This window comes from Nitratireductor sp. GISD-1A_MAKvit (assembly GCF_040819555.1).
In the GTDB taxonomy this organism is placed as follows: domain Bacteria; phylum Pseudomonadota; class Alphaproteobacteria; order Rhizobiales; family Rhizobiaceae; genus Nitratireductor.
This window is the reverse complement of sequence record NZ_CP161920.1, coordinates 137,501-150,072: the sequence shown is the minus strand read 5'-3', so window position 1 is coordinate 150,072 and position 12,572 is coordinate 137,501. Positions and strand designations below refer to the sequence as shown.

12 protein-coding genes (1 of these 12 cut by a window edge) are annotated in these 12,572 nt (G+C 62.6%); 10 read left to right on the top strand and 2 right to left on the bottom strand.

Annotation, left to right across the window (positions count from 1 at the left end):
* Nucleotides 1-23: 23 nt before the first annotated feature.
* The 6 genes from AB2N04_RS01910 to AB2N04_RS01885 all read left to right on the top strand — a co-directional run bounded on the left by AB2N04_RS01910 (nucleotide 24) and on the right by AB2N04_RS01885 (nucleotide 7,506).
* Nucleotides 24-1,547 (top strand): ABC transporter substrate-binding protein, encoded by a 1,524-nt coding sequence (locus AB2N04_RS01910; protein ID WP_367716666.1) that lies wholly within the window; start codon nucleotides 24-26, stop codon nucleotides 1,545-1,547.
* Between the two features lie 266 nt (nucleotides 1,548-1,813).
* Entirely contained in the window at nucleotides 1,814-2,773 is a 960-nt protein-coding gene (locus AB2N04_RS01905; protein WP_367716664.1) for an ABC transporter permease, read from the top strand.
* Nucleotides 2,773-3,612, top strand: coding sequence for an ABC transporter permease (locus AB2N04_RS01900; protein WP_367716662.1), 840 nt, complete (start codon nucleotides 2,773-2,775; stop codon nucleotides 3,610-3,612). The genes AB2N04_RS01905 and AB2N04_RS01900 overlap by 1 nt, the downstream gene beginning before the upstream one ends.
* The gene (locus AB2N04_RS01895; protein ID WP_367716660.1) at nucleotides 3,609-5,354 is read left to right on the top strand and encodes an ABC transporter ATP-binding protein; all 1,746 of its coding nucleotides are present in this window, start codon (nucleotides 3,609-3,611) and stop codon (nucleotides 5,352-5,354) included. Before AB2N04_RS01900 ends, AB2N04_RS01895 begins: the two co-directional genes overlap by 4 nt.
* 2 nt (nucleotides 5,355-5,356) lie before the next feature.
* Nucleotides 5,357-6,370 (top strand): serine hydrolase domain-containing protein, encoded by a 1,014-nt coding sequence (locus AB2N04_RS01890; protein ID WP_367716658.1) that lies wholly within the window; start codon nucleotides 5,357-5,359, stop codon nucleotides 6,368-6,370.
* 8 nt (nucleotides 6,371-6,378) lie between these two features.
* The gene (locus tag AB2N04_RS01885; protein ID WP_367716656.1) at nucleotides 6,379-7,506 is read left to right on the top strand and encodes an anhydro-N-acetylmuramic acid kinase; all 1,128 of its coding nucleotides are present in this window, start codon (nucleotides 6,379-6,381) and stop codon (nucleotides 7,504-7,506) included.
* On the opposite strand, the gene AB2N04_RS01880 is transcribed toward AB2N04_RS01885, so the two are convergent.
* Complete coding sequence (locus tag AB2N04_RS01880) at nucleotides 7,503-7,940, bottom strand: GNAT family N-acetyltransferase (protein ID WP_367716655.1); 438 nt, start codon at nucleotides 7,938-7,940, stop codon at nucleotides 7,503-7,505. The two genes, AB2N04_RS01885 and AB2N04_RS01880, sit on opposite strands and share 4 nt — an antisense overlap.
* Nucleotides 7,941-8,024: 84 nt before the next feature.
* Nucleotides 8,025-8,921, bottom strand: a complete 897-nt coding sequence (locus tag AB2N04_RS01875) for a dihydrodipicolinate synthase family protein (RefSeq protein WP_367716653.1) — start codon at nucleotides 8,919-8,921, stop codon at nucleotides 8,025-8,027.
* Nucleotides 8,922-9,115: 194 nt separating this feature from the next.
* Here AB2N04_RS01875 and AB2N04_RS01870 point away from each other — a divergent pair, with 194 nt between their 5' ends.
* The 4 genes in view from AB2N04_RS01870 to AB2N04_RS01855 are tightly spaced (at most 57 nt apart) and all read left to right on the top strand, a layout consistent with a single transcriptional unit that may run on beyond the window.
* Nucleotides 9,116-9,871: a FadR/GntR family transcriptional regulator gene (locus AB2N04_RS01870; protein ID WP_367716652.1), complete on the top strand. Its 756-nt coding sequence runs from the start codon at nucleotides 9,116-9,118 to the stop codon at nucleotides 9,869-9,871.
* A gap of 45 nt (nucleotides 9,872-9,916) precedes the next feature.
* Nucleotides 9,917-10,879, top strand: a complete 963-nt coding sequence (locus AB2N04_RS01865) for a sialic acid TRAP transporter substrate-binding protein SiaP (RefSeq protein WP_367716650.1) — start codon at nucleotides 9,917-9,919, stop codon at nucleotides 10,877-10,879.
* A gap of 57 nt (nucleotides 10,880-10,936) precedes the next feature.
* Nucleotides 10,937-11,416 (top strand): TRAP transporter small permease, encoded by a 480-nt coding sequence (locus tag AB2N04_RS01860; RefSeq protein WP_367716649.1) that lies wholly within the window; start codon nucleotides 10,937-10,939, stop codon nucleotides 11,414-11,416.
* On the top strand, nucleotides 11,413-12,572 hold the 5' portion of the coding sequence (locus AB2N04_RS01855) for a TRAP transporter large permease (RefSeq protein WP_367716648.1). Its footprint extends 115 nt past the window's final position; the window shows 1,160 of its 1,275 coding nt (coding positions 1-1,160); its start codon is at nucleotides 11,413-11,415; its stop codon lies off the right edge, out of view. The genes AB2N04_RS01860 and AB2N04_RS01855 overlap by 4 nt, the downstream gene beginning before the upstream one ends.

Below are 12,572 nucleotides of genomic sequence, written 5' to 3'. Positions count from 1 at the left end.
AACGCTCTAGGAGGGAGACGAATATGGGACAGTCCTTGATGAAGAAACTTGCCGCTTCGGTGGCGCTCGCGGCAGCGCTTGGCGTGTCCACGGCGGCGGTGCCGGCATCGGCACAAACGCTGCGCATGGCATGGTCGCAGGACGCGACCGGCCTTGATCCGCACAAGCAGACGGCGTTCTCGTCTCTGCGTCTTCTGGAGCTCGTCTACGAGCCGCTGGTGCGTCTCAATGCCGATCTGGAGATCGTGCCGGCCATTGCCGAATCCTGGGAGTTCTCCGAGGACGGCAAGACGCTGACGTTCAAGCTCGACGCGGATGCAAAATTCCAGAATGGCGAGAAGGTGACGCCGGCCGACGTGAAAGCGTCGTTCGAGCGCGTTCTGGACGAAGCGACGGGTGCTGCAGCCCGCGCCAATTTCACGTCCATCGAAAGCATCGACACACCGGATGAGGCGACCGTCGTCTTCAACCTTTCGCAGCCGGACGTTCCGATGCTGACGGCGATGGCGGGCATCAACGCAGCCGTGGTGCCGGCAAGCGAGATCGAGGCCGGCACGATCGGCACGAAGGCGATCGGCTCCGGCCCCTTCAAGCTGGACAGCTGGGAGCCGAACCAGAAAGAGGTTCTGAGCGCCAATCCGGACTGGGCCGGCGGCGAGGTGAAGGTCGACGGCATCAATATTTCCGTGCTGCCGGACGAGACCGCGATTCTGGCGGCACTGCGCACCAAGCAGGTGGATTTTGCGCTGATCAACGATCCGCTCGTGGCCACGCTGGTGCCGAATGAGGCGAGCCTTGAGCTGAGCCGCACGCCGGTTCTTGCCTATCACGTGCTGCAGCTGAACCCCTCGCGCGAGCCGATGACGGAACTGGCCGTGCGTCAGGCGATCTCCTGCGCCATCGACCGACAGGACGTGCTCGACACGGCGCTTCTGGGCGAGGGGGCGGTGACCGGCCCGCTGACCATGCCGGCTTACCGCTCCGATGCCAGCGCGCTGTTCTGCTATGAGCGCGACGTGGAAAAGGCCAAACAGCTCATGGCCGAGGCCGGCTATGAAGACGGCTTTTCCGCAACGGTGATCGCAGCCACTGGCGAGCCGCCCACAGCCGCTGCCGAGGCGCAGGTCATCCAGTCGCAGCTTGCCGAAATCGGCATCAAGCTCGACATCAAGATGATGGAGCTCAACGTCTATGTGGACACCTGGCTGAAGGGTGATTTCGACATGGCGGTGGCGCTGAATGGCGGCCGCGCCGACCCCTATTCCATGTACAACCGCTACTGGACCAAGAACGGCAATCTCCAGCATGTCGCCAACTATATCGACGACACGCTCGACAGCCTGATGCAGGAAGGCCGCGTGGAGACCGACTTTGCCAAGCGCAAGGAAATCTTCTCGAAATTCGAGACGCATCTTGCCGAGGTCTCGCCGTGGATCTGGCTCTACACGGGCTACACCTACACCGCTCAGCAGAAGAACGTGGAAGGCTTCGTGCCTTCGCCGACCGGTACGCTGTTTGGCCTGACCGAGGTGAGCGTGGGCGAGTGATTGTGAACTGGGGCTGCACGTTCACGTGTGGCCCCGTTTTTCCCAAGCACCCTCGTGGTTCGACAAGCTCACCATGAGGGCTATTGATGGGGAGCCGTAGACACAAAAGCCGCAAACTTAGCGCAGCAGCGCGTCGTCGCAAGACAAACTTGCACCCTCATGGTGAGCTTGTCGAACCACGAACCACGGGGGCGGCATGAAGGGCGCGGCCCTCAACCCCACGGCACAAGACGATTGCAGCAAGAAGGACACGGAGTGAAAGCTTCATGAATTACCTGGCCCGAAGGCTGATGACCTTTCCATTGGTCATGCTCGGGGTGTCCATCCTCGTCTTTGTCTCGATCCGGCTGGTGCCGGGCGATGCCATCACCGCCATGCTGGGAACAGAGGCCGGGCTTCTGACGCCCGATCAGCGCGCAGCGCTCGAAGCCTATTTCGGCATCGATCAGGGCTGGTTCACCCAGTACTGGCGATGGCTTGCGGGCGCGGTTCAGGGCGATCTCGGCGTGTCCGTGACCTTCGGCAAGCCGGTGCTCGACGTGATCCTCGAGCGCTTTCCCCTGACGCTCGAACTGGCACTTCTCTCTATGGTCATCGCGCTTGTCATCGGTCTGCCGGCGGGCATCTTTGCCGCCACGCGCAATGAGAAGCCGTCGGACCTTGCCGTGCGCATCTTCGCTATGATCGGCCAGTCGACGCCGAATTTCGTGTTCGCGCTTCTGGCGATTTTTGTGCTGTCGGTGGGCTTTGGCGTGCTGCCGGCCATGGGCGAGTTCACGCCCTTCCTTGAAAACCCGCTGCGCAATCTGGGGCAGATGATCCTGCCGGCGCTGACGCTGGGCTTTGCCTTCGCCGCCGCCGTTACGCGCATTTCGCGCTCGGCCATGCTCGACATTCTGAGCGACGACTACATCCGCACCGCGCGCGCCAAGGGCGTGCCGGCGCGCAAGGTGATCTGGCGGCATGCGCTGCCCAACGCGCTGATCCCGGTGGTGACGCTGAGCGGCGTCGAGTTCGGCTATCTATTGGGTGGCGCTGTGATCGTGGAGCAGATTTTTGCGCTGCCGGGTCTCGGTCGCATGGTGCTCGACGCCATTCTCCAGCGCGACTATGCGCTGGTGCAGGGCTCGGTGCTGTTTATCGCGCTCAACTTCATGATCGTGAATCTTGTGGTCGATCTTGCCTATGCAATGCTCGACCCGCGTATTCGGCTGGGAGGCAAGTGATGCAGTTGCTGCGCGCCATTTTCAGCCATTCGAGCGGCCGCATCGGCGGCGCCATCGTTGGCCTTTACATCATCATTGCCATTCTCGGGCTTCTCGGCATCACGCCGCATGACCCGCTGATGCAGTTCCGCGTCGACCGCCTGCATGCGCCCGACGCGACCTACTGGATGGGGACGGACCTGTTTGGCCGCGATGTGGCGAGCCGGTTGATGCTGGGCATCAGCCAGTCCTTCATCGTCGCATTCGCCTCGGTGGCGCTGGCGGCGGGGGCGGGCATCGTGCTCGGCCTTGCGGCCGCATGGTTCGGCGGCTGGTGGGACGGCACGATCATGCGTTTCATGGACGTGCTTCTGGCTTTCCCGGCGATCCTTCTGGCGCTGCTCATCATCGCAATCGTGGGGCCGGGCACCTGGACCAGCGTGATGGCCATCGCCATCGTTTACACGCCGATCTTCACCCGCGTGGTTCGCGGGCCGGCGCTCTCCTTAAAGACGCGCGATTTCGTGGACGCCGCGCGCACCTTCGGTTCGAGCCGCAACTACATTCTGACGCGCCATCTGATGCTGAACCTCGTCGCGCCGCTGACGGTGCAGGTGACGCTGGCGCTTGCTTGGGGCCTTCTGACGGAGGCAGGCCTGAGCTTTCTCGGTCTCGGCACACAGCCGCCGGCCTCGTCGCTCGGCCTGATGCTCGCCGACAGCCGCAATCTGATGGAGATGGCGCCCTGGCTTCTGATCTTTCCGGGCATTGCGATCATGATCGGCATTCTCGGCTTCAACCTTCTGGGGGATGCGCTGCGCGACATTCTCGATCCCAAAACGCGGAGGTCGGCCGCATGACGCAGCTTTTGTCCGTTTCAAACCTGCGCGTCGGTTTCGGCCGCAAGCCTGAAGACAATGAAATCGTCCATGGCGTGAGCTTCGATCTCGCAGCCGGCGAGACTCTGGCCATTGTCGGCGAAAGCGGTTCGGGCAAATCCGTCACCGCGCTGTCGATCAACCGGCTGGTGGATTTCGGCGGCGGGCGCATTCTCGATGGCTCCATCCAATTTACACGGCAGGACGGCAGCACGCTCGATCTGGCAGCAGCCGGCGAGCCGGAACTGACGAAGATCCGCGGCGGCGAGATCGGCATGATCTTCCAGGAGCCGATGACCTCGCTCAACCCGGTCCTGACCATCGGCGAACAGATCGAGGAATCGTTCCGCCTGCATCGTGGCCTGACGGGAAGGCAGGCGCGGGGCGCGGCGAAGGACGCGCTCGACCGGGTGCGTATTCCCGATGCGGCAAGGCGGCTGAAATACTGTCCGCACCAGCTTTCCGGCGGCATGCTCCAGCGCGTGATGATCGCCACTGCCCTTTCATGCAATCCGCGTCTTCTGATCGCGGATGAGCCCACCACGGCGCTCGACGTGACGGTGCAGGCGCAGATCATGGCGCTTCTCGCCGAGCTGAAGCGCGAGACCGATATGGGCATGATCTTCATCACCCATGACATCGGCCTGGTGGCTGGCATCGCGGACAAGGTGATGGTGATGCAGAACGGCGAGGCGGTGGAGCAGGGACCGCTCGACGCGGTGCTCGATGCGCCACAGCACTCCTATACGAAGCATCTTCTGAGCGCCGTGCCGCATTTCGAGGCCGGGCGCGCCACGCGCACCGACTATCGCCGGGCCGACGAGCCCAGCGCTGCGCCGGCGCTTAAAGTGGAAGGGCTGACGGTTCGCTTTCCGGTGACCGGCGGTCTCCTGCGCCGGCAGACCGGTGCGGTTCATGCGGTGGACGGGGTCGATTTCGACCTGATGCCGGGCGAGACGCTGGGCATTGTTGGCGAAAGCGGCTCGGGCAAATCGACCACGGCGCGCGCCATTCTGGGGTTGGTCGAGCCGACGCGCGGCACGTTCTCCGCCAACACGAATGGCGAAGCGCGGCAGAGCGGCAAACCGGTGCAGATGGTGTTCCAGAACCCCTATGCCTCGCTCAATCCGCGGCTCCGGGTGGACAGCATTCTGGCCGAGCCGGTGATTGCCGCCGGTGGCAGGCTGAATGGTGAAACGCAGGCGCGCATGCGCATGCTGCTCGACCGGGTTGGCCTGCCGGAGAATGCGCTGGAGCGCTATCCGCACGAGTTTTCCGGCGGCCAGCGGCAGCGCCTGTGCATCGCCCGCGCGCTGATGCTGAACCCGTCTGTTGTGGTGCTGGACGAGGCGGTTTCGGCGCTTGACGTTTCGGTGCAGGCCAAGGTGCTGGAGCTGCTGGTGGACCTGCAGCGCGAGTTCGGCCTCGCCTATCTGTTCGTTTCGCACGACATGGCGGTGGTGGAGCGCATCGCGCATCGCATCGCGGTGGTCTATGCGGGGCAGATCGTCGAGATCGGCGATGCGGCCTCAATCCTCTCCGACCCGAAGCACGCCTATACGAAACGGCTGATCTCGGCGGTGCCGAGCATCGACCGGCGCAAGGAGACCTTCGAGGTGGACACGCGGCAGGTGCCCTCGCTCGTGCGGCCGCTGGGCTTTGAGCCGGAGCCGGCTAACTGGCAGAGTTTTGGCCCCGACCACATGGCGCGGGCGGAGGCTTGAGCATGACGGATACGCCCGGTTTTGCGCCGCGCTTCGAGCGCGCCTTTGAACTGCTGAACGCTTCGGTGGAGGCGGGGCGCATACCCGGCGGAGTGCTCGGCGTGATCGACCGGGATGGCGGGCGCATGGTGCGCGCCACCGGCTATGCGCAGCGTGTGCCGCACGAGCGCGAAATGCGCACCGACACCTGGTTCGACCTCGCATCGCTGACCAAGGTGATCTTCACCACCACGCGCATTCTTGAGCTGGCGAAAGAAGGCGTGATCGATCTCGATGCGCCGCTCACCACGCTTCTGCCGGATCTGCGCCAGTATGATCCGAATGCGTGGGAACGGCAGGTGACATTTCGCCAGTGCCTCGGCCACCAGACGCCGTTTCCGGCGGTGGAGCCGATCTATACCTATGGCCGCGACGCGGAACTTTTGCGCGCCTTCATTCTCCAGCGGCGCTGGGAAAAAGGGCCGCCGGTCTATTCCGACATCAATTTCATACTGCTCGGTTTCGCGCTGGAGCGGCTTGAAGGCAAAAGGCTACGCGATTTCGACCCGGGCTCCGGCTTTGCCTTTACCGCCGATCCAGAAAAGACGGCGGCGACCGAGGACTGCACATGGCGGCACCGGGTGCTTTGCGGTGAGGTGCATGACGACAATTGTTCTGCCCTTGAGGGCGCAGGGCATGCGGGGCTGTTCGGTACGGCGGATGCAGTGCTCGATTTCGCGGCGGGGCTTTTTGAGGGTGATGCCAATGGGGATGAGACGGTGGCGCTGATGCGCACGCCGCTTTCCGACAAACGCACCCATGGCTGGGAACGGCCATATGAAAACTGGCCCGGCGGGGCGCTGGCCAGCGCCGGCACGATCGGGCATACGGGCTTCACGGGAACAGGGCTGTGGGTCGATTTCGACAATGGCCGTGCGTGGACCCTTCTCACCAACCGCATACATCCGACCCGGCATTTCGACAGCGGCATCGCTGCGCTGCGACAGGCGGTCGGCGATTGCATGAACGCAGGATAGGAGCGCACATGGCTGAGGGATTCGAACCGATCTGGGCCGTTGGCCTGATGACCGGCACCGTACTCGACGGAAACATCGACGTGGCGCTTCTGAAAACGGATGGCGAGCGCATCGAGGCGTTTGGCGCCTACACGCTGGCGCCTTATCCGCAATCGACACGCGACCTTCTGGAAGAAACGCTGCAACAGGCGCGGGCCTGGAATTTTAAGGGCGATGAACCGGCGATCTTTGCCGAGGCGGAAGAGGTTTTGACGCGCGCCCAGTCAGAGGCCGTGCGTGCGCTGGTGGAAAGCCATGGTCTGACCATGGACGACATCGGCGCGGTCGGTTTTCATGGGCAGACGGTTCTGCACCGTGCGCCGCAGGAAGGGCGGCTCGGCGAGACGCGGCAGCTCGGTGACGGCGCGTTGATGCACTCTATTTTGGGCTGTCCGGTGGTCTATGATTTCCGCTCGGCGGACATGCGCGCCGGCGGGCAGGGCGCCCCGCTTTCGGCAGCCTATCACGCGGCTCTCTTGGGCGATGTGGATACGAGCGGCGAGACGGCGGTCCTCAATCTGGGCGGCGTGGCCAATGTGACCTGGTGGGATGGCGCGGACCGCGTGATCGCGTTCGACACCGGCCCGGCGAATGCCCCGATCAACGATTTCGTCAAGGCGCAGGGGCTTGGCGAGATGGACCGCGACGGGGCGCTGGCGGCATCGGGAACGGTGGACGAGGCGCGGCTGGTGGAGCTTTTGAAGCATCCCTATCTCACCGCGCCCTATCCGAAATCGCTCGACCGGTTCGATTTCGGTGCGTCCATGGCCGACGGTCTCGACGCAAGCACGGGCGCTGCGACGCTGACGGCCTTCACCGCATCGGCGGTCGGCAAGGCGCTCGATCTTCTGCCGGTTCGGCCCAAGCGGCTGATCGTATGCGGGGGCGGCCGGCACAACCCGACCATCATGAAGATGCTGGGCGAACGCGCCGGCGTGGATGCCGCTCCCGCCGAAACCGTCGGCTGGCGTGGCGACGCCATCGAGGCCGAGTGCTTCGCCTTTCTGGCGGTGCGCGTGCTGCGTGACCTGCCGATCAGCTTCCCGACGACGACGGGCGCACCCGAGCCGCTGCGCGGCGGAAAGATTGCCCGCTAATCGCCGGAAACACGGCCCAGCCGCTTTTGAAGAAAGATGCGGCTGCGGCCTTTCGGAAAATCTTCCAGCCGGCCGAACTCCTCATAGCCCTGGCGCGTATAGACCTTCTCAGCGCCGGGATTGAACGTGTCGATGAAGGCTCCATGGCAACCGCGCCGCTCTGCTTCTTCTTCCGCCGCAGCCAGCATGCGCCCGGCCATGCCCTGCCCACGCAGGCTTTCGTCCACCCAGAGTTTCTGAACATAGAGCCAGCCCCATGCGGTGTAGCCGGAGATGCCGGCAAGTACGGTTCCGGTCTCATCGCGCACGAGGATGGCAAGCGTGGCCTTTTCCGAAGGCCCGACATTGGCGTCGTTGAAAGCGGCGAGTTCGCTTTCCACTCGCGCGAGCGCCGCCTCATCCGGTGTGTCGGAAATTTCGAATGTCACGCCCATGACTACCCACTCCAATCCAACTGCGGTGACAGTTCTAGCCGTCAGGCGGGAAACGACAAGATGAGGAAGACCGGGGCGTGAAGATCACCCCACCCAGGCGGCGATCTCCGGATCGGCCAGAATGGCACCGATTCGCGCATCGCAATCATCGACCAGCGGTGCGAGGGGAAGGCGCGTCGGTCCGCAGTCGACCCCGCGCATGCGGAGTGCTGCCTTCATGCCCGGAAGCACGCCGGTTTCCAGCAGAGCTTCCACGAATCGCTGCGAGATCGTCTGGAGTTCCTGGGCGCGCTCCAGCGAGCCGTTCTTCACCGCCTCGTTGAGCGCGGCATAGAGCCTGCCAAGGAGATTGTAGGTGGTGCCGATACCGCCATGTGCGCCCATGACTGCGCCCGAGAGGTAGACTTCGTCAAAACCGAAGAAAAACGTCTTCTCCGGAAACCGCCGCCGCAGAGTGGCGAACTTGAAAAGATCCATCGAGGTGAACTTGATGCCGCCTACACCGGGGAGCGTGAGAATGCGCCCGAGCAGGTCAAGACTGAACGGACGCCCTGTGCGGATCGGTACTTCATAGACAATGAGGGGCAGGTCTGTGGCTGCCGCAAGCGCTTCGTAATAGGCGAAGATCTCTCGATCCGAGAAAGGGTAGGCGTGGGGCGGCAGGGCCGAAAGGCCGTGATAGCCGAATTTCTGGGCGTTCTGTGCAAGCCGGATCGAATCCCGAAGATTGGGAACACCCACATGGGCGATCAGCGTTGCGGCGGAACCTTGGGCACTTTCGGCGACCACTGCCTGCTGCGCCAGAAGCTCGTCGACACCCAGTAGCCCCGATTCGCCGCTGCTGCCGCCGACATAAAGCCCGTCGAGCCCCTGGCCCAGCACATAGGCATCGATCGCCTTCTGGCGCGCCGGGTCGAAATCGCCCTTGTCACTGAGGCCGGTGAGGAGGGCGGCATACATACCCGCCAGCGGATTGGTCATGCGGCAGTTCCTTGCAGTTTAATATCGACGTTCTTGTCCCGCCCGCGTCGGCATCGCCGCTTTGGCAGGTTGCATCAGCATAGAAGGGGATTTTTGTTTGACAAGAATAATGTTTGGTAATACCAAAAACTGAGTTTGGACAACAAACCCTGTGATGCTGTCAGGAAAGCAGGGTGGTATGGGAGTTGAAAAACGTGTCCGCTGCCCAATCGGGAGAAATGGTCGAGACGCGGAGCGTCTCTGATGAGATCGCCGAGGCGTTGATCGAGGAGGCGCGGGAAGGCCGGCTTGAAACCGGGGCTTTTTTGCCGACCGAACGCGAACTTTGCGAGCGCTTCTCCGCTTCGCGCCCGACCGTGCGGGCAGCGCTTCAGCAGATGCAGGCGCGCGGTTACGCGGAAGCTGGTGCCGGTCGCCGGCCGCGTGTGGCGCGCCCCTCGCTGCAGACCGTTCTGCAACTGGCCGGCGATCATATCCGCGACATCTTTGGCGACGCGGAGAGCGGTGCACATCTTGAGCAGATGCGCCAGTTCATCGAGGCGGGTGCTGCGCGTGAGGCTACCAAGCGGGCCGACAATGTGCAGATAGCCAAGCTGCGCGCAGCACTGGAAGAAAATTTCGAGACGATAGGCACCCCTGAATTTGCCCGCACCGATATCGCCTTTCACAGGGTTCTTGTTTCGGTGGTCGGCAATCCGGTGATTCTCAGCCTGCACGACATGTTCGTCAGCGCCATGCTCGCGCAGCGGCCGCAAACGGACGATCCGGCTCGATACGACACGATTGCCTATGAAGAACACCGGGCGATCTATCAGGCCATCATCGATGGCGACATCATCACCGCGACGGATGTGATGGACCGGCATCTGGCGCGCTCCTACCGCGCACGGCTGAAAAGCCCGCGGAAGGTTTCGGACTACTTTCAGAAAGAAGAAGACAAAACTGACTGACATGACAGGCCCGGAGGCCTGTTCGACATTCCAAGGGAGGATTGCATGAAACTGATTTCGAAACTGATGCTCGGCGCGGCAGCGCTCGCCCTCAGCTCCGCTGCACTGCAGGCGAAGGAACTGACCTTTGGCATGCAGGACAACGAGGTGTCGAATGTCTATCGTGGCGCGCAGGCGTTTCAGGAAAAACTTGCCGAGATTTCCGGCGGCGAAATGACGGTAAAAATCTTCCCGTCCTCGCAGCTGGGCGACTTCAAGGCCATGGTGGCGCAGGTACAGGCCGGCGAGCTCGACATGGTCATGACGGGCTATCCGGACATGAGCTATGTGATCCCAGAGCTGAAGCTGATCGGTGCGCCTTATGTGGTGCGCGATTTCGATCATCTGCAAAAGATCGTTGCTGGGCCATGGGGCCAGAAGATGGACGAGAAGTTTGCCGCACAGGGCATCGAGCTCCTCGACACCTGGTATTACGGCACACGCCAGACCACCTCGAACAAGGCGATCGAATCCATGGACGACATGAAGGGCCTGCGCATGCGCACGCCGAATGTGCCGTTCCTCATCGCCTATGCCGAGAATGTGGGCGCGACGCCAGCGCCGGTGGCGTTTCAGGAGGTCTATCTCGCGCTCCAGACCAACCAGGTGGATGCCGAAGAAAACCCCCTGCCGACCATCGAGGCGATGAAGTTCTACGAGGTGCAAAGCCACATCGCGCTCACCAATCACTTCGTGGCATCCTCGGCGGTGCAGATTTCCAAATCGGTCTGGGATGGTCTGTCCGATCAGGAAAAGGAATGGGTGCAGACGGCTGTCGAGGCTGGCGGCGATGTCTCCGATGAACTGACCTTCAAGGCCGAGGAAGAACTGCTGGAGACGTTCAAGGAGCGCGGCCTGACAATCACGGAGCCGGATCTCGAACCCTTCCGCGCCGCCATGAAACCCTACTACGACGAACTTGAAGCCGAGTTCGGCGAAGGGTCGATTGCCGAAGTGATCGGCGACTGAAGCATGGTGCGGGGCCCCGGCCCCCGCCGCCTTTCCCTCGATGGCTGGGGTTTTCGAATGTCGTTTCTGCGCAGATACAGCGTCGAAGGCTGTGTCGCTTCCATACTCTTCATAGTGTTGTTCGGCGTGCTGCTGATCCAGATCTTCGGTCGCACACCACTCTTCACCGGGCCGGTCTGGACCGAGGAAGCGGCACGCTGGATCTGGGTGTGGATGGCCTTCATCGGCATCGCCGAGGTGGAGCGCCAGAACGGCCAGCTGCGCATGGGCTTTATTGCCGACGCCCTGCCGCTCTCCTGGCGCCGCCTGCTCTTCATTCTGATTGACGTGGTCTATCTGGCGATCGTCGCCCACCTCGTCTGGATCTCCTACAGGACCGTGCTGCGCACCTGGAACAATGAAGCGGTGACGCTGCCCATGAGCGATGCGGTTCTCTATGCCTCGGGGCTGGTGGCCTCGGTCCTTATCCTGCATCGCATTGCGCGGCGGCTTGCCATGCTCATTCGTGGCGGAGACGCCGGGGAGATCCGCCAATGATCCTCGCGACCATTGGAGCGGCCTGGCTTGCCATGGTGTTGGTTGGCGTGCCGATCGGCGTCGCCATGATCTTCGTGTCGATGGGCTATTTCTATTACTCGGGCATGGGCATTTCCTTCGCCATGCAGCGCATGGTCGACGGGCTGAACAGCTTTCCGCTACTCGCCGTCCCGCTCTTCATCCTCGCGGCGGCGATCCTCAACTCGGCTGGCATCACGCGCCATCTTTTCGGCTTTGCACGTGCGCTGGTGGGGCACATCACGGGCGGGCTTGGCCATGTGAACGTGCTCGCCTCGCTTTTCTTCTCGGGCATGTCCGGCTCGGCACTGGCCGATGCGGGCGGACTAGGAAAGATGGAAATCGAATCGATGCGGGAGGCCGGCTATGACGACGATTTTTCCGGCGCAGTGACTGCAGCATCGTCGATGATCGGCCCGCTGGTGCCGCCATCCATCACCATGGTGCTTTATGGCGTGGTGTCGAACACCTCCATCGGGCGGCTGTTTCTGGGCGGTGTCGTCCCCGGAGTTCTTTGTGCCGTCTCGCTGATGGTGATGGTCTATGTGATCGCCCGACGGCGCAACTATCCGAGAGATGAATGGCAGGGAGCGGGCAATGTCGGTGTCCTGTTCGTCAAGTCGTTCCCGGCGCTCGCAACACCTTTCGTTATCGTGGGCGGCATATTCAGCGGTCTCTTTTCGCCGACAGAGGCGGCGGCAGTGACCGTGCTCTATGCCATCCTGATCGATCTGGCCTTTTATCGCGAGTTGACCCTGAAGCGCCTTTGGGACGCGATCTACGAAACCACGGCTACCTCCGCGTCCATTGCAACGATTGTTGCGGGCGTGGGGCTGCTTGGCTTCATCCTCGCGCGCGAACAGGCACCACAGCAGATCACGCAGCTTTTTCTGACATTGACGGATGGGCCGCTGAGCTTCCTCATCGCCGTCAACCTGATGATCTTCCTGCTTGGCTGTTTCATCGAATCGCTGGTGATTCTCCTGATCGTCGTGCCGATCCTGGTGCCGGTGGCGATGGGGTACGGCATCGACCCGATCCATTTCGGGATCATCGTGGTCTTGAACCTGATGATCTCGATCCTCACGCCGCCCATGGGCATGGCGCTGTTCGTGGTGGCGCAGGTGGGCAATGTGCC

Bases quoted from the DNA above. Each gene is read 5' to 3' on its own strand.
- AB2N04_RS01880 (WP_367716655.1), bottom strand. From the start codon at position 7,940: ATGGGCGTGACATTCGAAATTTCCGACACACCGGATGAGGCGGCGCTC.
- AB2N04_RS01905 (WP_367716664.1), top strand. From the start codon at position 1,814: ATGAATTACCTGGCCCGAAGGCTGATGACCTTTCCATTGGTCATGCTC.
- AB2N04_RS01910 (WP_367716666.1), top strand. From the start codon at position 24: ATGGGACAGTCCTTGATGAAGAAACTTGCCGCTTCGGTGGCGCTCGCG.
- AB2N04_RS01865 (WP_367716650.1), top strand. From the start codon at position 9,917: ATGAAACTGATTTCGAAACTGATGCTCGGCGCGGCAGCGCTCGCCCTC.
- AB2N04_RS01875 (WP_367716653.1), bottom strand. From the start codon at position 8,921: ATGACCAATCCGCTGGCGGGTATGTATGCCGCCCTCCTCACCGGCCTC.
- AB2N04_RS01860 (WP_367716649.1), top strand. From the start codon at position 10,937: ATGTCGTTTCTGCGCAGATACAGCGTCGAAGGCTGTGTCGCTTCCATA.
- AB2N04_RS01890 (WP_367716658.1), top strand. From the start codon at position 5,357: ATGACGGATACGCCCGGTTTTGCGCCGCGCTTCGAGCGCGCCTTTGAA.
- AB2N04_RS01900 (WP_367716662.1), top strand. From the start codon at position 2,773: ATGCAGTTGCTGCGCGCCATTTTCAGCCATTCGAGCGGCCGCATCGGC.
- AB2N04_RS01885 (WP_367716656.1), top strand. From the start codon at position 6,379: ATGGCTGAGGGATTCGAACCGATCTGGGCCGTTGGCCTGATGACCGGC.
- AB2N04_RS01895 (WP_367716660.1), top strand. From the start codon at position 3,609: ATGACGCAGCTTTTGTCCGTTTCAAACCTGCGCGTCGGTTTCGGCCGC.